The sequence below is a fragment of the Lysobacter concretionis Ko07 = DSM 16239 genome (genome assembly GCF_000768345.1).
Classification (GTDB): domain Bacteria; phylum Pseudomonadota; class Gammaproteobacteria; order Xanthomonadales; family Xanthomonadaceae; genus Novilysobacter; species Novilysobacter concretionis.
The window spans coordinates 151,439-173,355 of the sequence record NZ_AVPS01000007.1 but is presented as its reverse complement, the minus strand read 5'-3'; the positions used below and the strand labels follow the sequence as shown (position 1 = coordinate 173,355).

The 21,917-nt window shown below is 68.6% G+C and carries 15 protein-coding genes; 8 read left to right on the top strand and 7 right to left on the bottom strand.

The window, feature by feature from the left end; all coding sequences use genetic code 11:
- Positions 1–2: 2 nt before the first annotated feature.
- From N792_RS10050 to N792_RS10030, 5 genes are all read right to left on the bottom strand, one after another.
- Entirely contained in the window at positions 3–986 is a 984-nt protein-coding gene (locus tag N792_RS10050) for an AAA family ATPase (RefSeq protein ID WP_036194622.1), read from the bottom strand.
- A gap of 27 nt (positions 987–1,013) precedes the next feature.
- Positions 1,014–1,718 carry a DUF4159 domain-containing protein gene (locus N792_RS10045; protein ID WP_036194754.1) on the bottom strand — a complete coding sequence of 235 codons (705 nt, stop codon included), beginning with the start codon at positions 1,716–1,718 and terminating at the stop codon, positions 1,014–1,016.
- 67 nt (positions 1,719–1,785) lie between these two features.
- On the bottom strand, positions 1,786–3,120 hold the full coding sequence (locus tag N792_RS10040) for a TldD/PmbA family protein (protein ID WP_036194621.1): 1,335 nt from the start codon (positions 3,118–3,120) through the stop codon (positions 1,786–1,788).
- A 22-nt stretch (positions 3,121–3,142) separates the two neighbouring features.
- On the bottom strand, positions 3,143–4,777 hold the full coding sequence (locus N792_RS10035; protein WP_036194620.1) for a TldD/PmbA family protein: 1,635 nt from the start codon (positions 4,775–4,777) through the stop codon (positions 3,143–3,145).
- A gap of 47 nt (positions 4,778–4,824) precedes the next feature.
- Positions 4,825–6,453 (bottom strand): TldD/PmbA family protein, encoded by a 1,629-nt coding sequence (locus N792_RS10030; protein ID WP_036194752.1) that lies wholly within the window; start codon positions 6,451–6,453, stop codon positions 4,825–4,827.
- 307 nt (positions 6,454–6,760) lie between these two features.
- On the opposite strand from N792_RS10030, the gene N792_RS10025 reads away from it, so the two are divergent.
- Both N792_RS10025 and N792_RS10020 read left to right on the top strand, forming a co-directional pair.
- Positions 6,761–7,462 carry a DUF938 domain-containing protein gene (locus N792_RS10025; protein WP_036194619.1) on the top strand — a complete coding sequence of 234 codons (702 nt, stop codon included), beginning with the start codon at positions 6,761–6,763 and terminating at the stop codon, positions 7,460–7,462.
- A 156-nt stretch (positions 7,463–7,618) separates the two neighbouring features.
- Entirely contained in the window at positions 7,619–8,152 is a 534-nt protein-coding gene (locus N792_RS10020; protein WP_036194618.1) for a hypothetical protein, read from the top strand.
- 14 nt (positions 8,153–8,166) lie between these two features.
- On the opposite strand, the gene N792_RS10015 is transcribed toward N792_RS10020, so the two are convergent.
- Both N792_RS10015 and N792_RS10010 read right to left on the bottom strand, forming a co-directional pair.
- Positions 8,167–11,073 carry a bifunctional diguanylate cyclase/phosphodiesterase gene (locus N792_RS10015; protein WP_036194616.1) on the bottom strand — a complete coding sequence of 969 codons (2,907 nt, stop codon included), beginning with the start codon at positions 11,071–11,073 and terminating at the stop codon, positions 8,167–8,169.
- A gap of 332 nt (positions 11,074–11,405) precedes the next feature.
- Entirely contained in the window at positions 11,406–15,086 is a 3,681-nt protein-coding gene (locus tag N792_RS10010) for an indolepyruvate ferredoxin oxidoreductase family protein (protein WP_036194614.1), read from the bottom strand.
- A 218-nt stretch (positions 15,087–15,304) separates the two neighbouring features.
- Between N792_RS10010 and N792_RS10005 the strand changes: the two genes are divergently transcribed.
- From N792_RS10005 to N792_RS09980, 6 genes are all read left to right on the top strand, one after another.
- Complete coding sequence (locus N792_RS10005; protein WP_052103924.1) at positions 15,305–15,970, top strand: tetratricopeptide repeat protein; 666 nt, start codon at positions 15,305–15,307, stop codon at positions 15,968–15,970.
- A gap of 167 nt (positions 15,971–16,137) precedes the next feature.
- Complete coding sequence (locus tag N792_RS10000) at positions 16,138–17,334, top strand: EAL domain-containing response regulator (RefSeq protein WP_036194612.1); 1,197 nt, start codon at positions 16,138–16,140, stop codon at positions 17,332–17,334.
- A gap of 4 nt (positions 17,335–17,338) precedes the next feature.
- Positions 17,339–19,924: an ATP-binding protein gene (locus N792_RS13510; RefSeq protein ID WP_052103922.1), complete on the top strand. Its 2,586-nt coding sequence runs from the start codon at positions 17,339–17,341 to the stop codon at positions 19,922–19,924.
- A 200-nt stretch (positions 19,925–20,124) separates the two neighbouring features.
- Positions 20,125–20,754, top strand: a complete 630-nt coding sequence (locus tag N792_RS09990; protein ID WP_036194610.1) for a ParA family protein — start codon at positions 20,125–20,127, stop codon at positions 20,752–20,754.
- Positions 20,755–20,790: 36 nt separating this feature from the next.
- Entirely contained in the window at positions 20,791–21,267 is a 477-nt protein-coding gene (locus N792_RS09985; RefSeq protein ID WP_036194608.1) for a SixA phosphatase family protein, read from the top strand.
- Positions 21,264–21,911: a YceI family protein gene (locus N792_RS09980; RefSeq protein ID WP_191150483.1), complete on the top strand. Its 648-nt coding sequence runs from the start codon at positions 21,264–21,266 to the stop codon at positions 21,909–21,911. The genes N792_RS09985 and N792_RS09980 overlap by 4 nt, the downstream gene beginning before the upstream one ends.
- Positions 21,912–21,917 lie beyond the last annotated feature (6 nt).

Here is a 21,917-nt window from a genome sequence, read left to right as displayed (position 1 = left end):
GATCAGGCGGGGAACGGCACGGCGTGCAGCAGCGCGGCGATCACGTCGTCGGCGCTCTTGTGTTCGGCCTCGGCGGCGAACGACAGCAGCAGGCGGTGGCGCATCACCGGTCCGATCAGCGCCTGCACGTCCTCGCGGGTGGCGGCGAAGCGGCCCTGCAGCAGCGCGCGCGCCTTCGACGCCAGCACCAGCGATTGGCCGGCGCGCGGACCGGCGCCCCAGCGGACCCATTCGCGCACCGCTTCGGGTGCGTCGGGGCCGGGCCGGCTGGCGCGCACCAGGCGGTTGATCCAGGCCAGCAGGTCCGGACTGACGTGCACCTGCCGCACCGCCGCCTGCAGCGCCAGCACCGCCTCGGCATCCATCACCTGCGGCACCTCGGCGGCCGCGCTGCCGGTGGTCTGCAGCAGGATGTCGTGCTCTTCCTGCTCGCTCGGATAGTCGACCCGCACATGCAGCAGGAAGCGATCCAGCTGCGCCTCGGGCAAGGGATACGTGCCGGCCTGTTCGATCGGATTCTGCGTGGCCAGCACGAAGAACGGCGCCGGCAGTCCATAGGTGGTGCCGGCGTAGCTCACGGTGCGTTCCTGCATCGCTTCCAGCAGTGCGGCCTGGGTCTTGGGCGGGGTGCGGTTGAGCTCGTCGGCCAACAGCAGGTTGGTGAACACCGGCCCCTTCTGGAAGCGGAAACTGCGGTGACCGGTGCCGTGCTCCTCCTCCAGCAGCTCGGTGCCCAGGATGTCGCTGGGCATCAGGTCGGGGGTGAACTGCACGCGCCGGAACTGCAGCTCCAATGCCTGCCCGAGCGAGCGCACCAGCAGGGTCTTGCCGAGCCCGGGCGCGCCTTCCAGCAGGCAGTGGCCGCCGGCCAGCAGGCCGATCAGCAGTTGCTCGACCACCGCGTGCTGGCCGACCACGGCCTGGCCCAGCGCGGTACGCAGTTGCGCCAGTTTCGGCAGCAGGGAATCGATCTCGGCAGTCGTCATGGAAAGAACCTGTAGGGGAAGAAGCCGTCAGCCGCCGCCAAGGGCATGCATGACGATGTTGACCGCGAAGCGGGTGTTGTCTTCGGCCAGGAAGCGCTTGTTGCGCCAGTCGTAATCCCACTCGCAGCCGTAGTCCTTGTTGCTGTAGAGCACGCCGAGCCGGCCGTCGACCTCGATGCCCTTGAGGTAGTCGTGGACCAGGTCGTCGCCCCAGCCGTTGAGCTCGAAGCCGGTCGCCGGCGGGCCGTCGGGAAACGAGAAGAAACTGCGGTACAGCGCGTGGTTGTTGGGCAGCTTGCGCAGCGCCTTCGGGCCGAACAGCGCCGCCATCTGTTTCTCGAACGACTTGGCGAACAGGCCGTCGATGTCGTGGTTGCAGTCATCGACGAACACGAAGCCGCCGTTGCGCACGTAGCGCACGAAGTTCTGCCGTTCGGCGGCGTTGAACTCGACCAGCGTGTGCCCGGCCAGGTAGCAGAACGGCGCCTGCAGCATGCGCGGGTCCGACAACGCGACCACGTGCTCCTGCGGATCGACCCGCAGCGAGGTGTAGTCGATCAGCGAGGTGATCACGTTGGACGGCATGCGCGCGTCCACGTCCCAGTCGCCGGAGTCGTACTTCAGGCGGGTGAACCAGAAGTCGTAGCGGCCGGCCTGCGCACGCAGCGGCCCCGGCAGCGCCGCCACGGCGGCACCGCCGAGCAACAGCCGCAGGAATTGCGCACGCGTCAGACGGGACTGGAGCAAGGACCGGGATTCTCGAAAAGTCCCTCTCCCACCAGGAGAGGGGAAAAAGCACTTACACCGCGTCCGACAGCGAGGTGAAGGTGAAGTCGCGCAGGCGCATCGGCGGAATCCTCATCACGAAGCGCGACTCGTCGCCGCCCACACGCACCGGCTTGCCCAGCTCGTCGATGTTGTTGAGCATGATCACCGGCGATTCGTTGAAGCGGAAATTCTTCACCGGGTGCTTGATCTGGCCGTTCTCGATGTAGAACGTGCCGTCACGGGTCAGGCCGGTGAGCAGCACGGTCTGCGGATCGACCATCCGGATGTACCAGGTGCGGGTGACCAGGATGCCTTTTTGCGTCTCGCGCACCAGCTCGGCGGTGGACTTCTCGCCGCCGCTCATCAGCAGGTTGCCCGGCCGCGCGGTGGCGGTCTTGCCCTGCTTCTGCGCCCAGTAGCGCGAGTAGCCCAGGTTCGCGATCCTGCCGTTCTCGATGATGGCGACGCGATCACGCGGCATGCCCTCGCCATCCCACGGCAGCACCGCCGCTTCCGGGTCGCGCGGGTCGGCGATGATGCTGACCCGCGGGTCGAACACCTGCTCGCCGAGCTTGTTGCCGCCGCCCTTCTTCGACAGGAAGCTGCGGCCTTCGTCGGCAGTGCGCGCATCGAAGAAATTCATCATGAAGCTGATCAGCCCGGCGGCCGCGGCGGGTTCCAGGATCACGGTGTACTTGCCCGGCTCCAGCGCCTTCGCCGCCGCGGACTCGGTCGCCTTGCGCATCGCGATCTGGATGTCCTGCCCGGCGCGGAAATCGGCGGCGTCCTTGAGGCTGCGACCGACCCAGCCCGAGCCGCGACCGTCTTCGGTGCGCACGGTGCAGGTGTAGTTGAAGCTGGTCGCCTGCTGGTAGCCGAAGTTGCCGTTGCTGTTGGCGGTGGCGAAGAAGCTCTTGCCGTCATTGAGGAAGCCGGCGGCGATCAGCCCGTTGTCGCGGCACGGCAGGATCGAGTCGGCGGCGACCCGGGCGCGGAACTCCGGGTCGATCGCGGCGGTGGATTCGCTGAAGGTCGGGCTGGCGGTGTAGGCCTGCTTGCCGATGGCCGGCATGAACTCCGGGTTCTCCGGCGCGAGCCGGGCGAGGTCCTCGGCCCGGCGCACCACGCGTTCCAGCGCGGCGTCGTCGAACTCGTTGATCGTCGCGCTGCCCACGCGCTTGCCGAAGGCGACCTGCACCGCGAGTTCGGCATTGCCGACCATGCCGCTGGTGGAGACGTTGTTGAGGGCGAAGCGGATGTTGCCGTCCAGCGATCCGCTCAGCGTGGCGGTGCATTCGTCGGCCCTGGACAGGGCGATGACCTTGTCGAGGATCGCCTTGGCTTCCTGTTCGGTGAAGATGCTCATTGCTCGGAAACTCCTTCGACGGTCAGCCCAGGCTGCGCGCGGTGTTGATGACATTGATGCCGTTGAAACGGGCGGTGGAAGAGCCGTGCGACACGGCCGAGACCTGGCTGGGCTGGCCCTTGCCGTCGAAGAACGAACCGCCCAGGCGGTAGTCGCGCTCGTCGGCGATGGCGCTGCAGGCATTCCAGAACTCCGGCGTGCGGATCTGGTACGCCACGTCCTCCAGCATGCCGGTGACCTCGCCGTTCTTGATCTCGTAGAACAGCTGGCCGCCGAACTGGGCGTTGTAGCGCTGCTGGTCGATCGAGAACGAGCCGCTGCCGACGATGTAGACGCCGTTCTCGACGTCCTTGACCAGCTCGGCGACGCTCAGCGGCGTCTTGCCCGGCGCCAGCGACACGTTGGCCATGCGCTGGAACTGCACGCTCGACCACGAGTCGGCATAGCAGCAGCCGTCCGACTCGGTCTTGCCGAGGATGTGGGCCTGGTCGCGGATGGTCTGGTAGTCGACCAGCTTGCCGTCGCGGATCAGGTCCCAGCGCTTGCACTTCACGCCTTCGTCGTCGTAGGCGACCGCGCCGAGGCTGCCCGGCTGGGTCTTGTCGGCGAACACGTTGACCTGGTCGCTGCCGTACTGGAAGCGCTGCTCAAGCTTGTCCAGGGTGGCGAAGCTGGTGCCGGCGTAGTTGGCCTCGTAGCCGAGCACGCGGTCCAGCTCCAGCGGGTGGCCGATGGCCTCGTGGATGGTCAGCCAGGTGTGCGAGGGGTCGAGCACCAGGTCGTACTTGCCGGGCTTGACCGAGGGCGCCTTGAGCTTCTCGCGGGCCTGCTTCGCCGCCGCGATGGCGTCCTCGCGCATGTCGTAGGACTGGCCGTAGACGGTGACGCCACAGGGCAGCACGGTCTTGTCGGCGGCGTTGCCGTCCAGGTACTCGAAGCCCAGCCCCATCGGCGCGGACAGGCCGGCGCGGGTGCGGAACTTGCCGCTGGCGGCGTCGATCGCGGTGACGCTCATCGGCGCCCAGATGCGGTGCACGTCCTGGTCGATGTAGGAGCCGTCGGTGGATGCGAAATACTTCTGCTCGTTGATCGCGAACAGGGTCGAATTGACGAAGCTGGCACCGGCCGCCATCGCGGCGGCGTTCACGCCCAGCAGCAGTTCGGCCTTCTGCTGGATCGGCACTTCCATCGCGTTCTTCCGGATCGGCGTGCGCCAGCGGATCTCGCCGTAGCCCGGCGCCTTGGCGAACTGCACCGGCTCCGTCTGCACCTTCGCGTTGGCGCGCGCGATCGCCGCCGCCTGCCGCGCCGCCTGCACCACGCCGTCGGAGGTCAGCTGGTTGGTGGCGGCAAAGCCCCAGGCGCCATCGACGATCACGCGGATGCCGACGCCGGTGGATTCGCCGTTCATCACGTTCTGCACCTTGTCCTCGCGGGTCATCACCGCCTGGCGCAGGTAGCGGCCGATGCGCACGTCGCAGTAGGTGGCGCCGGCCTCGCGCGCGGCGCTCAGGGCGTCATCAGCCAGCCGCTTCTTCAGCGCCGGGTCCATGGTTTCCAGCAGTTGCTCGGCGGCCACGGCATTGCCGAAGAACGACGGCAGCAACAGTCCGCCTGCGGTGAGCCCGGTCAGGGCGAGGAATTCACGTCGTTGCAAGGTCGTTCTCCCTTGTGTCGATGAGGTGCTGAGGTGTCATGCCGCGCTCAGCCCAGGCTGCGCGCGGTGTTGATGATGTTGATGCCGTCGAAGCGGGCGGTGCTGGAACCGTGCGAGACCGCCGACACCTGCCCCGGCTGGCCCTTGCCGTCGAAGAACGAGCCGCCGAGGCGGAAGTCGCGCGCGTCGCAGATCGCGCTGCAGGCGTTCCAGAACTCCGGTGTGCGGATCTGGTAGGCGGCGTCCTCGACCATGCCGGTGACCTCGCCGTTCTGGATCCGGTAATACAGCTGGCCACCGAACTGGGCGTTGTAACGCTGCTGGTCGATCGAATACGAGCCGCGGCCGTGGATGTAGAGGCCGTTCTGGACGCCCTTGACCATCTCGGCCACGCTCAGCGGCGCCTTGCCCGGCGCCAGCGACACGTTGGCCATGCGCTGGAACTGGATGCTCGACCAGGAGTCGGCGTAGCTGCAGCCGTGCGACGCGGTCTCGCCGAGGATGTGCACCTCGTCGCGGGTCGCCATGTAGTTGACCAGGGTGCCGTCCCGGACCAGATCCCAGCGCCCGCACTTGACGCCCTCGTCGTCGTAACCGACCGCGCCCAGGCTGTAGGGCTCGGTCTTGTCGGCGGTGAAATTGACGATGTCGCTGCCCCAGCGGAAGCCGGCGTCGCGCTTGTCCAGGGTGGCGAAGCTGGTGCCGGCGTAGTTGGCCTCGTAGCCGAGCACGCGGTCCAGCTCGAGCGGGTGGCCGACGTTCTCGTGGATGGTCAGGAACAGGTTGGACGGGTCCAGCACCAGGTCGTACTTGCCGGGTTTGACCGACGGCGCGCTGAGCTTCTCGCGCGCCTGCTTCGCCGCTGCGATCGCGTCCTCGACCGGATCGTAGGAACGGCCGTAACCGACCACGCCACCGGGCAGCTCGTAGCGGCCTTCCGGGCGGCCGTCGAGGAATTCCCAGCCCATGCCCATCGGCGCCGACAGGCCGTTGCGGGTGCGGAACCTGCCGCTGGCCTTGTCGATCGCGGTGGCGGTGAACGGCAACCAGATCCGGTGCACGTCCTGGTCGATGAACGAGCCGTCGCTGGAGGCGAAAAACTTCTGCTCGTTGACCAGGAACAGCTGCGAGCTGATGAAGTCGGCGCCGGCATTCGTCGCAGCCGCATTCAGGCCCAACAGCAGGTCGACCTTGTCCTGCACCGGCACGGCCATCGCGTTCTTGCCGATCGGCGTCTGCCAGCGCACATCACCAACGCCCTGCACCGGTGCCAGTTGCACCGGCCGGGTCTGGATGCGCGCATTGGCGCGCGCGATCGCGGCCGCCTGCCCGACCGCTGCCAGCACCGCCGCCTGGGTGGACTGGTGGGTCGCGGCGAAACCCCAGGCGCCGTTGACGATGACCCGGATGCCGACCCCGGAGGATTCGGTGTTGCTGATGTTCTCCACCCGGGCTTCGCGGGTGACCAGCGACTGGTTGAGGTAGCGCCCGATACGCACATCGCAATAGCTGGCCCCGGCGCGTCGGGCCGCCTCCAGTGCCGCCTCGGCCAGCGCCTTGTTGCGGCGCGCGTCGGCGGGCTCCAGCAACTGCCCGGCGGCGATCAGGCGTGAGTGCGGCAGCAGCAGACCGGCCAGGCTCATTCCGGACAGCGCAAGAAACTCGCGTCGTTGCACAGCGTGCATTCCCCCAGGGACGGCAACCGGCATGCCACCGGCTGCAATGGACAGGCCTTCGACTCTCGACGGCCGTTGGCGAGGGCACAAGTGACTGGGGTCATGGTCGATCGTGCCGATTGCGGCGGTATCGCGTGCAGCGGCGATGGTCCGCGCGCGCCGGATACGTGAGGCGTCGCGCCGGTACAGTGATGGCGATGCCGGTTTCGTGGCCGCGCATCCCCGCCGGTCTGTCCGTGCACGAAACAGGGAGAACGAAGGTGACGTCCGACGCCGTTCCACACCGCATGCCGACCGGGGCAGGCCCATGATCGACAAGCCGTTCTCGCCGTCCTGCGAGCGCAACCGTGAGCCGATCCTGGCGGTGTTGCGGACCCGCTTCGCCGACCGCCGCCACGTGCTCGAGATCGGCAGCGGCACCGGCCAGCACGCGGTGCATTTCGCCGCCGCGATGCCATGGCTGGTCTGGCAGTGCAGCGACCGCGCGGAGCATCTGCCGGGCATCCGGCAATGGCTGGCCGAGGCCGCGTTGCCGAACACGCCCGAGCCGTTGGTGCTCGACGTCGCGACCGACCCGTGGCCCCTGCCTTTGCTCCCTCTCCCGCCTGCGGGAGAGGGTTGGGGTGAGGGCGCGCGAAGCGCCGCAAGAGGTACCGCAATGAGGGAAGGGGTAGCAGCGTTCGATGCGGTCTTCAGCGCCAACACGCTGCACATCATGGGCTGGCCGGAGGTGGAGGCGTTCTTCGCCGGCATCGACCGCGCGCTGCCGCCGGGCGAACCAGCGGCGCCGCCGACGGCGACGCTGGTGGTGTACGGACCGTTCAATTACGCCGGGCGATACACCAGCGACAGCAATCGCGCGTTCGACGGCTGGCTGCAGGCGCGCGACCCGCGCTCGGCGATCCGCGATTTCGAAGCGGTCGACGCACTGGCGCGCGCGATCGGCCTGCGGCTGGTCGAGGACGTGGCGATGCCGGCGAACAACCGCAGCCTGGTGTGGGTGCGGTAGCCGGCGACCCGTCCCGTCCCTCGCCGGACGACGCCAGTCCGCAAGGACGAAATCCCGCGCAGCCGGGGCTTGGAGGCCGCGCCATTGCCCGGTTCACCGGGCTTCGACTCCTGCGGGGGCATCGTGGCAGTCACTACGGCGGTTGGGAGTGAGGCGATGAAAACCGATGGCCCGGTGTTTGGCGAGCGCTCCTTCAGCAAGGTGGCGGCGGTGTTCGACAGTCGCGCGGTCGCCGATGAGGCGGCCGCGCGCGTGCGCGGCGAGCTCGGCCTGACCGACGCGCAGGTGCAGGTGGTGGCGCCCGGCGATCCGCGGCCGGGCCGCAAGATCGAACCTGACAGCCGCGGCATCTGGCGCACCGCGGTCAAGGCCCACATCACGTTCGGCCTGCTGGGTGCAGTGGCCGGTGTGGTGGTGTTCCTGCTGCTGTGGGGGATGGATATCCGGGCGGTGCGCGAATCGCCGTGGGCGGCCGGCGGCGCGCTGGTGTTCTTCTGCACCGTGTTCGGCCTGTTCACCGGCGGGTTCGTGACCTTGCGGCCGGACCAGGACGTGCTGATCAACACGGTGTTCGACGCCATCGAACGCGGACGCTTCGCGGTGGTCGCCCAGCCCGACAACCATCAGCAGCGCGACCGGATCAGCGCGCTGTTGGAAGCCGCGTCGGGCAAGGTGGTGCGGACGCTGTGAGTCCGGGTGGCGGCTCAGGTGGTGGGGATGGGTGACCGCGGCGCCGGGTAACCGAACAGGTAGCCCTGGCCGAATTCGCAGCCCAGCTCGATCAGCGCGCGCCGTTGGGTCTCGGTCTCGATGCCTTCGGCCACCACGTCCATGCCGAGTGCGCGGGCCAGCGCGAGCACCGCGGCGATCACGGCGCCGCTGTTGTCCTGCTGGTCGAGAGCGGCCAGGAACGTGCGGTCGATCTTGAGCACCCGCAACGGAAAGGTGTGCAGGTAGCTCAGCGATGAGTAGCCGGTGCCGAAGTCATCCAGGGCGACGCCGATGCCGTGCGCCTGCAACTGCTCCAGCACCGCCCGGACACGGTCGGGCTCGTCCAGCAGGGAGCCTTCGGTGACCTCGATCAGCAGGTGCTCCGGCGCCAGTCCGGTGCGTTCCAGCAGGCCCAGCAGGCGGGTGGCGAAGTTGTCGCGCAGCAGGTGGCGCGGGGCGACATTGATCGACAGGTAGCCGTCGTCGCTGCACTGGGCTTTCAGCGCACAGCTGCGCTTGAAGATGCGCCAGTCGATCGCCTCGATCAGCCCGCTGTCCTCGGCGACGTGGAGGAACTCGCCGGGTCGCAGCACGCCGCGCTGCGGGTGGTTCCAGCGCAGCAGGGCCTCATGGCCGACCACCGCGCCATCGGCCAGGCGTACGATCGGCTGGAACCAGGGCTCCAACTGGTCGTATTGCAGCGCCTGGCGCAGCTCGATCTCCAAAGTCAGCACGTCGACGGCGGAGCGTTGCAACGAGTCGTCGAACAGTTCCCACCGCTTGCGTCCCAGCGACTTGGCCCGGTACAGCGCGGTGTCCGCATCGCGGATGAGATCGTCGGCGCGCAGGTAGCTGCCATCCCCGACCGCGACCCCGATGCTGGCCGACGGATCGAGCAGCCGGCTCGCCACCCGCAGGGGTGCGGAGAGCCGCTGCAGCACGCGCTCGGCCACCGCGCTGGCGACCGTGGGCAGGCCTCGCTCGTCCACGCTGTCGTTCTCGATCAGGATCGCGAACTCGTCGCCGGACACCCGCGCCACCAGATCCGGATCGCGGACGCAGGACTGCAGGCGTCGACCGATCTGGCGCAGGAAATCATCACCGGCCAGGTGGCCGAGACTGTCGTTGATGACCTTGAACCGGTCGACGTCCAGGTACAGCAGCGCGCAGCGCGATTCCGGCTGCGCGTGCAGGCGGGCGAGCAGCTGTTCGAGGCGGTCGTGGAGCTGGCCGCGGTTCGGCAGGCCGGTCAGCGCATCGTGCATGACCTCGTGCCGGAGCTGGTGCTGGACCTGCTCGCGCTCGTGGATCTGCTCGCGCAGTTCGGCGGTGCGTTCTGCCACCCGCTCTTCCAGCTGGTTGTAGGCCTGCAGCAGGAACTGCGCGCTGCGGCGGCGGTGCAGGCTGGTGGCGATCTGCAGGGCGACAAACGCGAGCAGCTCCTGGTCGGCCTGGCCATAGCCGCTGTGCGGGTCGTAGCTCTGCAGGGCGACGATGCCGAGCACCTCGTCGCCCGACAGCAGCGGCACGCCCAGCCAGCATTCGGCTGGCGGCGAGCGGCGGTGGTCGCGCGCCACCTCGCCACTTTGTTCGAGCGCCTCGATCTCCCGGTTGTGGACCAGCAATGGCGTGCGGTGGCGCAACACGTACTCGCTGAGTCCGGAAGCGAGCCGGCGACCCTCGTGGTGTTTGCGCCCCTGCTTGTCGATGTAATAGGGAAAGCTGAGCGCGGTGCGGTCATCGGAAAGCAGCGCGATGTAGAAGTTTTCGGCGTTGAGCAGCTGGTCGACGATGCCGTGGATGCTGGCGTAAAAACGGTCCTCGTCGATGTCGGCGGTCGCCAGCTGGGCGATCTGGAACAACGCGGCCTGCAGGCGTTCGGCACGCTGGCGTTCGGCGACCTCCTGCTGCAGCCCGAGGTTGGCCTCGGCCAGTTGCCGGGTGCGCAGTTTGACGTTGTGTTCCAGCAGGTCGGTGCTGCGCTTGCGTTCCAGCGCGGTGAGGATGTGGCTGGCGACGAACTCCAGCAGTGTCTGGTCGGCCGCGGTGAAGTCGATGCCGGGCTGGTAGCTCTGCACCACGATCGCACCCAGCGCCTCGCCGTCGCGCAGCATCGGCACGCCCAGCCAGTCATGGCTCTCGGTGCCGACGGTGAGCAGCGGGCCGGAGACCTGCTTGTGCAGCTGGCCCGTGTTGCCCCGCAGCGGCGACGCATCGTTGATCACGTACCAGGTGCACGAGTGCTTGATGCTTTCCAGCGAAGCCTCCTCGAACGGGCAGGGGTCGAGGACATCGGCGAAGTAGGGGATGTGGACCGTGTCGCGGGCCAGGTTGCGCAGCACGATGAAGAAGTTCTCGGCATACATTAGTCTGCCGACGATGCCGTGGATGCTGCGCAGCATCTCGGTCATGTCGTGGTCGGACCCGGACAGATCGGAGATCGCGAACAAGGCGCCCTGCAGCTGTTCGGAACGTCGCAGGCGACGCACCGCACCTTCCAGCTCCTCCAGTCGCACGCGGTCGTGGAGCTTCCGGTCCGCCACGCGCAGTGGCAGGCGCAAGGTGTCGGTGATGCCGGCCGCGTCGGCGTCGCTTCCGAGGTCCATCACCACCACGGCCGTGCTGGTCTGCAGCGGCAACGCCAGCAGGTCACCCCTTGCGCTGGTGCGTGGCGCGCCTGCGGCCATGGCGTCGTCGGCCAGCCGCAACGTGTCGGCATCGATGGCGGCCGGCAGGTCGCCGGGGTCCAGTTCCCACAGCACCCGGACCTGACGTACGCCCGGGAGTTGCTGCGCGAGATCCACCACCACCGCGATCACGTCGCGCGTGGTGGTGGCGTCCAGCAGCCGCTCGCGCCAATCGGTGGCGGCGACGCTAGCAGGGAGTGCGACGTCGCTCATCCGGCGAGAAGGCCGGATGGACGCGGCACGGTGTAGTCACCGGCGAGGGCGGCCGACTCCATGAAAGCCTGCATCCCGAAGGCGGGCGGCACGTAAAAAGGATGATGGGACATTGATTGCGCCCAAAGCCGGCAGGGAGGCCGGCACGCCAGTCCTATCGGCCGCTTGTGGCGGAACTTTAGTGAATCCCGTTTTATTTTTTGTTGTGGACAAAGGACCTGCAGCGCGGCCCTGATGACGGTTTCCTGCGGAGTGCAATGCCGGAGATTTTCCGAAGGCACTCCGCCGGCCCGCAGCGTATCGCTGCCGGGCCGGTTTCTGTGTCGGTGCGCTCAGGCCACCTGCACGATCCGTAGCGGGTTGTTCCACTCCACCAGCAACTCGGCTTCGCGGGCCTTGGCCTTGTGCAGGTGCTCTTCCTTGATGTGGCCGTAGCCGCGGATCTGCTCGGGGATCGCGGCGATCTCGGCCGCCAGCGCGACATTGCCACGGTCCAGCGCGGGCAGCAGCGCGTCGATGGTCTTGAAGTAGTCGACGATCAGCTGGCGCTCGGTCCGGCGCTCCTCGGTGTAGCCGAAGAGATCCAGCGGGCCACCACGCAGCTTGCGCAGCTTCGCCAGCCACTTGAACGCGGTGAATACCCACGGGCCGAACTCGCGCTTGATCAGCTGGCCGTTTTCGTCTCGCCTGGCCAGCAGGGGTGGAGCGAGGTGGAACTTGAGCCTGTAGTCGCCGTCGAACTGCCGCTCGACCTGACGCAGAAACTCGCCGCTGGTGTACAGCCGGGCGACTTCGTACTCGTCCTTGTAGGCCATCAGCTTGAACGCGTAGCGCGCGACCGCCTCGGTCAGGTCGGTGCTGCCGGACGCCTTGCCGGCTTCGGCATCGCGCACGCGGTTGACCAGACTGGCGTAGTGGCGGGCGTAGGTCGCGTCCTGGTATTCGGTCAGGAACTCGACCCGGCGGCTGATCAGCTCGTCCAGCGAGCGCGACAGGCGCGCGTCGTCCAGCGGCAGGAACGCGACCTTGTCGCCGGGATGGCTTTGCGGCACGTGGCGCAGTTCGTCCTCGTCGCGGCCGGGACGTGGAGCCGACGGGCTGCCGGATTCATGGCCTTCCCACTGCCCGGCGCCGAGCATCGGCAGGACGTTCGGAGTGGCTTCGGCGGCGGTCGGCTGGTTGCGCACCAGTCCGGCGGCATCGGCCACCGCGTGCGGGTCGATCACCGCCAACCGGCCCCAGGCGAACGCGGTCTTGTTCATCTCGATCGCCGCGCCGTTGAGCTCGACCGCGCGCATGATCGCGTCCAGCGAGATCGGCACCAGTCCGCGCTGCCAGGCGTAGCCGAGCAGGAACAGGTTGCTGCCGATCGCATTGCCCAGCAGCGCGGTGGCGATCTGGGTCGCATCGACCACGAACGGGGTCTCGCCGCCGAGCGCGGTCTGCACCGCGCTGATGATGTCGGTGGCCGGGAACTGCAGGTCCGGCCGGGTGGTGAAGCTGCCGGGCATCGCCTCGTAGCTGTTGAGGACCACCTGGGTGCGACCGCCGCGGATCTTCGACAGCGCCCAGTAGTCGTTGACCACCACCATGTCGCAGCCCAGCACCAGGTCGGCCTCGCCGGCGGCGATGCGCACCGCGTGGATCTCGCCCGGGGTATTGGCGATGCGGATGTGGGTCGTGACCGCGCCGCCCTTCTGCGCCAGCCCGGTCTGGTCGAGCACGCTGGAGCCCTTGCCTTCCAGATGGCCGGCCATGCCGAGCAGCGCGCCGATGGTGACCACGCCGGTGCCGCCGACGCCGGTGATCAGGATGTTCCAGGGCCGCTCCAGTGTCGGCAGCACCGGCATCGGCAGGTTGGCCAGCCGGTCCTTGGCGTTGCTCGCCGACTTCTTCTTCAACCCGCCGCCTTCCACGGTGACGAAGCTGGGGCAGAAGCCGCTGACGCAGGAGTAGTCCTTGTTGCAGTTGGACTGATCGATCTCGCGCTTGCGGCCGAACTCGGTTTCCTTCGGCAGCACCGACACGCAGAACGACTTCTTGCCGCAGTCGCCGCAGCCTTCGCAGACCAGCGAGTTGACCATCACGCGTTTGGCCGGGTCGACGATCTTGCCGCGCTTGCGCCGGCGCCGTTTCTCGGTCGCGCAGGTCTGGTCGTAGATCAGCACCGAAGTGCCCTTCACGTCGCGCAGACGCTTCTGCACCGCGTCCAGTTCGGCGCGGTCGAAGAACTCCACCTCGGACGGGAACAGGTCGCGACGACGCCATTTTTCGATCTCGTCGGACACCACCACGATCGCGTGCACGCCTTCGCTGCGGACCTGATGGGCGATCTGCGGCACGCTCAGCTGGCCGTCCACCGGCTGGCCGCCGGTCATCGCCACCGCGTCGTTGTAGAGGATCTTGTAGGTGATGTTGACCCCGGCCGCGACCGCCTGGCGGATCGCCAGCGTGCCGGAGTGGAAGTAGGTGCCGTCGCCGAGGTTCTGGAACACGTGTTCGGTGTCGGTGAACGCGGCCTGCCCGGCCCAGGTGACGCCTTCGCCGCCCATGTGGGTGTAGGTGTCGGTGCTGCGGTCCATCCACGTGACCATGTAGTGGCAACCGATGCCGCCCAGCGCGCGCGAGCCTTCCGGCACCACGGTGGAGGTGTTGTGCGGGCAGCCGGAGCAGTAGTGCGGCACGCGCGGGAACTGCGCCCGCGGCAGGGCCAGCTCGGCTTCCTTCCCGGCCATCCAGCGCAGCACGTCGCGCATCGGCTCGGAATCATGGAACCGTTGGATGCGGCGGCCGATCACGCCGGCGATCGTCGCCGGAGTCAGCTCGCCGGTGCTGGGCAGGATCCAGTTCCCTTCCTCGTCGTACTTGCCGACGATCGACGGCCGCGCGCCACCGCCCCAGTTGTACATCGCCTCCTTCATCTGGCTCTCGATGAAGGCGTGCTTCTCCTCCACCACCACGATGTCGGCCAGCCCTTCGGTGAAGCGGCGCAGGCCGACCGGCTCCAGCGGCCAGGTCATGCCGACCTTGTACACACGGATGCCCAGGTCCTGGCAGGCGCGCTCGTCCAGACCGAGGTATTCCAGCGCGGTCAGCACGTCCAGATACGACTTGCCGGTGGTGATGATGCCCAGCCGCGGGTTGGGCGAGTCGATCACGATGCGGTCGACGCCGTTGGCCCGCGCAAACGCCTGCGCGGCCTTGACCGCGTAGCGGTGCAGGCGCATTTCCTGGTCCAGTGGTGGATCCGGCCAGCGGATGTTGAGGCCGCCGACCGGCATCTCGAAGTCGTCCGGGGTGACGATCCGCAGCGCCAGCGGATTGACGTCGACCGAGGCGGAGGATTCCACCGTCTCGGCGATTGTCTTGAAGCCGACCCAGCGACCGGTGTAGCGCGACATCGCCCAGCCGATTGCGCCCATGTCGAGGATGTCCTGCACCCCGGCCGGGTTGAGGATCGGCATCATCGCGCTGGTGAACTCGCCTTCCGAGCCGTGCGGCAGGGTCGAACTGCGGCAGGCGTGGTCGTCGGCGGCCAGCGCCAGCACCCCGCCCAGCGGGCTGGTGCCGGCCGCGTTGGCGTGCTTGAGCACATCGCCGCTGCGGTCCACGCCCGGGCCCTTGGCGTACCACATGCCGAACACGCCATCGAACTTCGCGCCTTCGAACAGGTTGGTCTGCTGGGTGCCCCAGACCATCGTCGCGCCGAGGTCCTCGTTGAGGCCGGGAATGAACTTCACCCCTGCCTCGGCCAGATGCTTCTTCGCGCGCCACAGCTCCAGGTCGAAGCCGCCCAGCGGCGAGCCGCGGTAGCCGGAGATGAAGCCGGCGGTATCCAGCCCGGCGGCCTGGTCGCGCAGGCGCTGCATCAGCGGCAGCCGGACCAGCGCCTGCACCCCGGACAGGTAGATGCGGCCTTCCTGGCGGCTGTATTTGTGGTCCAGCCCGTAATCGGGATCGGCCAGCGCAGTGCGGTTGGCGGCGGGGAAGGCGGGCGCGGCGGTATGGGTCATGCGTGGCTCCGACGCGGCGAGGGCCGCGCAGTGGCTGCGGGAGAGTTTGCGTGGCGAGTGGGCAGGCCGTGCCGGATCGGGCGCACGCGGGCGCAGGCAGCGCACGAGCGGTGGCAACGGGCAGGATTGGCCGGAAAAGCCGCCGGATTCTACCAGCGAACGCCTTGCCCCCTTGCGGCACCGCGTTACCATGGGTCGGCAATTCAGGGGGAATCCACATGCATGTTGTCAATCGGTCCGTGAAGGGCCTGGCGGTCGCGGTTGGCCTGGCGGCCTGTCTGGCCGGCATCGGGGCGGTATCCGCCCAGGCCGTTCCGGCGCGGCTGGTGCCGGTATCGGAGTTCTATTTCACCGAAGAGGCGCGCACCACGCGTCCCGTGGTCGCCCTGCAGGGCGAGGGCGATGCCCTGGCCGACGCGCTGTTGAAGGCGATCGCGCGCAACCCGCGGGCGAAGGCCGAAACCGCCCAGTTGGCCCACATCGCGATGGCCGGCGGCCGACCCGAGCTGGGCAACGAGTTGTACGGGCGCGTGCTGCGCCAGGTCAGTCCGACCGAAGCGCTGTATCGCCCGCTGTTGTGGAACTACGGCTGGGATCTGCTGCGCAACGGCAATGCCGCCGATGCACTGGGCCAATGGGAGACATTGCTGAAGGCCCGCAACGTCACCGCCGACTGGATGCCGCCGACGTTCGCCCTGGTGCTGTGGACGCTCGATCGCCGCGACGAGGCGGTGCAATGGTATGCGGCCGCCGTGCGCACCCACCCGGACAGGTGGAGCGGCAACGATCAATACGGGATGTTGCTGCCCGACTGGCAGGATGGGGAGCGTGCGGTGCTGGCCGAGATCCAGCAGGCCTGGCAGGCCGATCCGCCGCAGTGGTGATGAGGCGTCGCTGACGGTCCCGTCCCGTCCCGTCCTGAGCGGACCCTCCCGCGGACAATCGCGCAGCAGACAGACCCGGCCCCGGCCGGGTTTGTTGTTTGTGGCCTTCACGGCAGGCTAGAGTGATCCGCGGCCGCAGCACGGGTCACGGGCCACGAGGGGATCGGATGTCCGTATCGGCTTTGAGCGTGATGGTGGTGGAGGACCACGGTTTCCAGCGCCGGATGGCGCTGCGGCTGCTGGCCGGACTCGGCGTGGCCGACGTCACCGAGGCGGCCGAAGGTCGCGCGGCGTTGACGCTGCTGGCCGAACGCGGCCGCCCGCCGGACGTGGTGATGGTCGACCTCGACATGCCCGGAATGGACGGCATCGAGTTCATCGGCCATGTCGCCCAGCGCGGTCTGGCCCGTTCGGTGCTGGTGGTCAGCGCGCTGGACATGGCCTTGCTCAATACCGTGCAGAGCATGGCCCGGGCTTACGGCCTGCGCGTGCTGGGCAGTGTCGAGAAGCCGTTGACCGCCGAGAAACTCGCCAACGCGCTGTCCGCTTACGACACCCAGGAGTACGACGAGGACATCGACGAGCCGATCGAGATCAGTGCCACCGAAATCCGCGAAGCGCTCGCCCACGGCCAGATCGGGCCGTGGTTCCAGCCCCAGGTCGAACTGGTCAACGGCAAGCCGGTCGGGGTGGAGGCGCTGGCGCGCTGGCGGCGACCGGACGGCCGGGTGGTGCGGCCGCAGAACTTCATCGGCCTGCTCGAACGCGAGGGCCTGGCCGACCCCTTCACCGACCTGATGCTGGAACAGGCGTGCCGATGGAAACGCCGTTGGGACCAGACCGGCCTGCACCTGACGTTGTCGGTCAACGTCTCGCCGACCACCCTGGCCGATGCCACCGCCGCGGACCGCTACCAGCGCATCGTGATCGCCCAGGGCGTCGACCCCGCCGAGGTGGTCCTGGAGCTGACGGAAAGCTCGGTGCTGGCCGACGCCGCCCGCGCGCTCGGGGTGCTGGCGCGCTTGCGGCTGAAGGGCTTCGGCCTGTCGATCGATGACTTCGGCACCGGCTACTCCTCGCTCGCGCAGCTGTCGCAGATCCCGTTCACCGAACTCAAGATCGACCAGGGCTTCGTTGCCGGGGCGCACGAGCAGCCGCGCAAGCGGGCGGTGGTCGAGGCCAGCCTGGACCTGGCCCGCAAGCTGGGCCTGAAGGTGGTGGCCGAGGGCGTGGCCACGGTGGAGGACTGGCAGATGCTGGCCCAACTGGGCTGCGCGACGGCCCAGGGCTACCTGATCGCCCCGCCGGTACCGCCGGAAGACCTGCCCGGCATCCTCGCCCGCTGGCGGCGGCCGGAGTTCTAGGTCGATGGCCGCCAGCAGCGACACCTCCACGTCGTGGCGCTTGCGGGTTCGCCGCCGTCTCGCGGCGCTGGGCATCCGGCACCAGCTGATCCTGCTGTTCGGCCTGTGCCTGCTGGCCGGCACCAGCGTGCTGGTGATCGACGAGGTTTCCCAGTACCGCGCGCGCCAATCGCTGCTGACCTTGAAGGACGAGTCGCTGCAGCGCATGGACCGGCTGAAGGCGGTGTCCGACGCGTACGGGCTGGGGGTGGTCGACACCACGTTCCGGGTGCGCAACTTCCTGCTGCCGTGGGAGGACGGCGTGGTCACGGTCGATACCATGCGTGGCCGCATCAACCGCAACTGGGACGCGTTGGCGCGGATGCCGCGCAATCCGGAACAGCAGAAGCTGTTCGACGAAGTGGCGCGGGAGCGCGTCGCGGCCGACCGGGCCATCGCCCAGCTGCGCGCAATCCTGCTCGCCCGCGACATGGACCGGCTGGGCCGCTTCGCGGATATCGCGCTGTATCCGGCGATCGATCCGGTCACCACGCGCATCCAGGCGCTGTCCGCCCAGGCCATGGTGCAGGCCGATGCCCTGGTGCGCGCGGACCTGCAGCGCAGCCGGCGGGTCAGCGCCTTGCGCATCGGCGTGTCGCTGCTGACCTTGCTGGTGGTCGTGCTGGTGGGGCAGGCGGTATTGCGCAACGCCTACCGGGGCGTGGAGAGCCTGGTGTTCCTGGTCCGGCGGATGCGCGCGCACGACTACACCGCGCAGCCGCGGTTTCAGCCGCGTGGCGAACTGGCATTGGTGATGGAGGCGTTTGCGGAGATGCGGCGGGACGTGCTCACTTTCGAGACCGAGCTGATCGACCAGCTCGCCCGCAATGAGGCCGCACTGTCGGCGAACGAGCGCCTGCAATCGGAACTGCGCGACAGCGAGGCGCGCGCGCAGGCGGCCAACCAGGCGAAGTCGTCGTTCCTGGCCGCGATGAGCCATGAAATCCGCACCCCGATGATCGGCGTCACCGGGATGGTCGAAGTGCTGTCCCACTCGCGGCTGGAGCCCGATCAGCGCCATGCGTTGAACATCATCCAGCAGTCGTCGCAGTCGCTGCTGCAGATCATTGGCGACATCCTGGACTTCTCCAAGATCGAGGCCGACCGGCTGGAGCTGGCGCCCGAACCGGTGAGTTTGCCGAAGCTGTTGCGCGACACCGTCAGCCACTACACCGGCGCGGCTTCCAGCAGGGGCCTGGCGCTGGCATGCAAAGTCGATGAGCGGGTGGCACCCGCGCACCGGGTCGATCCGATGCGCCTGCGCCAGGTGCTGTCCAACTTCCTGACCAACGCGTTGAAGTTCACCGAGCAGGGCGGTATCGAGGTGGCGCTGGAATGGGCGGGCGAGGCTGATGCGGGGCCGGAGGACACGCAGGGTCGCGAGCGGCTGGTGCTGCGGGTGACCGACACAGGCATCGGCGTCAGTGCCGAGGCGCAGGCGCGGCTGTTCCAGCCATTCAGCCAGGCCGAGGACGATACCACCCGCCGCTTCGGCGGCACCGGACTGGGGTTGGTGATCTGCCGCCGGCTGGCCGAGCTGATGGGCGGCAGCATCCGCATGGACAGCGTGCCCGGCGAAGGCACCACGATGCGTCTGGAACTGGTGTTGCCACGGGCGCGGGCCGATGAGGTTCTCCCTGCCGTTCCGGTGGCGGCCCAGACCGCCCTGGTCAGCGCCCGCCGCGTTCCCGCCGTGGCGGAAGCCGAAGCCGAGCGCAGCCTGATCCTGCTGGTCGACGACCACCCGACCAACCGGCTGGTGATCGCGCGCCAGCTCGCTCTGGCCGGCTATGCCAGCGAGGCCGCCGAAGACGGCCTGCAGGGCCTGCAGTATTGGCGCAGCGGGCGGTATGCGCTGGTGCTCTCGGACATTCACATGCCCGGATTGGATGGCTACCAGTTGGCGGGCGCGATCCGTGAGGAGGAGGCGCGCGACGGCAAGCCACGCACGCCGATCATCGCCCTGACCGCCTCCGCGCTGAAGGGCGAAGCCGAGCGTTGTCTCGGCGCCGGCATGGACGATTACCTCGCCAAACCGGTCTCGGTGCCGGTATTGCAGGCCTGCCTGCAGCGCTGGTTGCCGCATGCGGCGACACAGGTGTGGGATGAGGTGCCGGCTTTGTTTGCTGCCGAAGCACAATCCGGCACCCCACCTGGCACCGCATTCATTACAACGCCGCCCGATGCGGGCGTGCCGCCGGAACTGCCCGAGCTGGACGGCACCACCCTGGAGACCCTGACCGGTGGCGACCCGGCCGACGCGCGCGCGTTGATGGTCGACTTCCTCGCCAGCACCGCGGAGGATCTGGCCGCACTAGACGCGGCGCGCGCTGCTGCTGACGACATCGCGTGGATCCGCCAGGCGCACAAGATCAAGGGCGCCGCGCGCCTGGTCGGTGCGCCCGGACTCGCCGCCGCCGCCGCCGCGCTGGAAGCGGCCGGGCATCGTCACTCCGCCGGCAATCCCTCGGGTGTGCCCGGCACGCTGTTCGTGGCGGTCCATGCCGCTGCCCGCCAGCTGGAGCGTTTCGTCGCCGGGCATTACGGTTGAGCCTGCGGACTCAACATTCCGGATGGACATGCTTGTTGAACGAGGCACCGTCCGCCGTCGCGCCCCGTTGCATGCTGTGCGGCATTGCGGCGTGTCCTGACGAGGCGGGATGGAGGTCGCGACGGAGCCACCACCTCCTGTCGACCCGGTGTACGCTGCCGTCTGCACGGCGGCGCGGGCCGCCAACCCCGGGAGGCGCGATGAAGACGGTGCTGGTGGCCAGTTCCAAGGGCGGCGTGGGCAAGACCACGATCGCCACCCATCTGGCCGCGCATGCGGCGCTGGCGGGCATGAACACCGTGCTGGTCGATGCCGATCCGCAAGCCTCCGCGACCCGTTGGGCGCAGCGGCGTTCGGTGCTGGAAAGCGCCGTGCTGCCGGTGGACGGCAGCCATCGCGGCAAATGGCGGAAGCAGGTTCCCGAGGACACCGGGCAGACGGTGATCGATGCCCCCGCCGGTGCGATGGCGCGCGAGCTGGCGGCTTTCCTGGACATCGCCGACGCGGTGGTGGTGCCGGTGCAGCCGTCCACGTTCGATATCGAAGCCAGCGTGCCGTTCCTGGATTCGCTGGCCCTGCACCCGCGCGTGCGCCGCGGCGAGTTGCGGGTCGGCCTGGTCGCCAACCGGTTGCGGCCCTGGACCAGCATTTCCCGGCAGACGGTCGAGCTGCTGCAGCGCTGGCCGTATCCGCTGGTCGGCCAACTGCGCGACAGCCAGGCGTATGTGCTGCTGAGCGGGCTCGGAAAAAGCCTGTTCGACTACCATTCGGCGCACGTGCGCGAGCACCAGGCCGACTGGCAGCCGCTGCTGAAATGGTTGAGAAAATAGCGTCGCCATCGTCCCGCTTCCCTCCGAGGTCCTGCCATGCGTGAACTGATCCTGCTGCGCCATGCCCATGCCGAACCCGGCACCCTCGGCCAGGCCGACATGGACCGTCCGTTGTCGTCGGAGGGTCTGGCCGAGGCGGAGGCCGCCGGACACTGGCTGGCGTCGCAAAACCTGGTGCCCGACTGCGTGCTGTGTTCGCCGGCCCGGCGCACCCGGGAGACGCTGGAAGGCGTGCTGGGCGTGATCGGCTATGTCGAGCAGCGCGTCGAGGACGGGATCTATGAAGCCGATCCCGGCGCGCTGATCGCGCTGGTGGATGCACATCCGGATGCCGGCCGGCTGATGGTGGTGGGCCACAACCCCGGCCTGGAGCAGCTCGTCGCGTTGTTGAACAGCGGCCAGTCGGGCGACTACCGCGGCATGCCTTCGGGGGCGATCGCGGTATTGCGCCTCCCCCAAGGTGCAGCCATCGAGCCGGGTGCTGCCCAGCTCGACGCGTTCTGGTGGCCGTGACTTCCAGACGGAACCTGTTTGGCTGGATTGCGTTGGGACTGCTGGCATGGCCGGCGGCGCCGTCGCAGGCCGGGACCGCGGTGGCGGAATACGCCGTTGTCGCCCCGGCCGAGGTCGACGACCGCACCGGCGTGTCCGTGTTCGACCCGGCGCACACCGCATTCGGCTTCGAGCTGCGTACCCGTTGGGGCCAGCGCGTGCGCGGCCGGTTCCCGGTCTACGAGGGCGTGGTGCTGGCGCTGCCCGATGGCCGCAGCCAGATCCGGATCCGCCTGGCGACCGCCGCGGTGGAGGTCGAAGGCTCCGCGCGCTATGCCGAACTGGCGCGCGGCGAGGGGTTCTTCGATGCGGCCCGTTATCCGGACATCGAGTTCGTGTCCGAACCTCACGACGCCGCGCTGGGTCATGACGGCGGCCTGCTGCGTGGCCGGTTGACCATGCACGGCATCAGCCGCCGGGAGACCTTCGTCGTCGCCCCGACCACCTGTTCGCGACCCGGTCGCGACTGCGACGCCATTGCCAGCGGCAGTGTCGACCGCAGCAACTACGGCATCGACGGCCTGCGCCTGGTGCTGGCCGATCGGGTCCGCTTCACCCTGCGCGTGCGGCTGCAGGACGAGCGGTTGCCGGACGCGCTGCCGTGAGCGTGG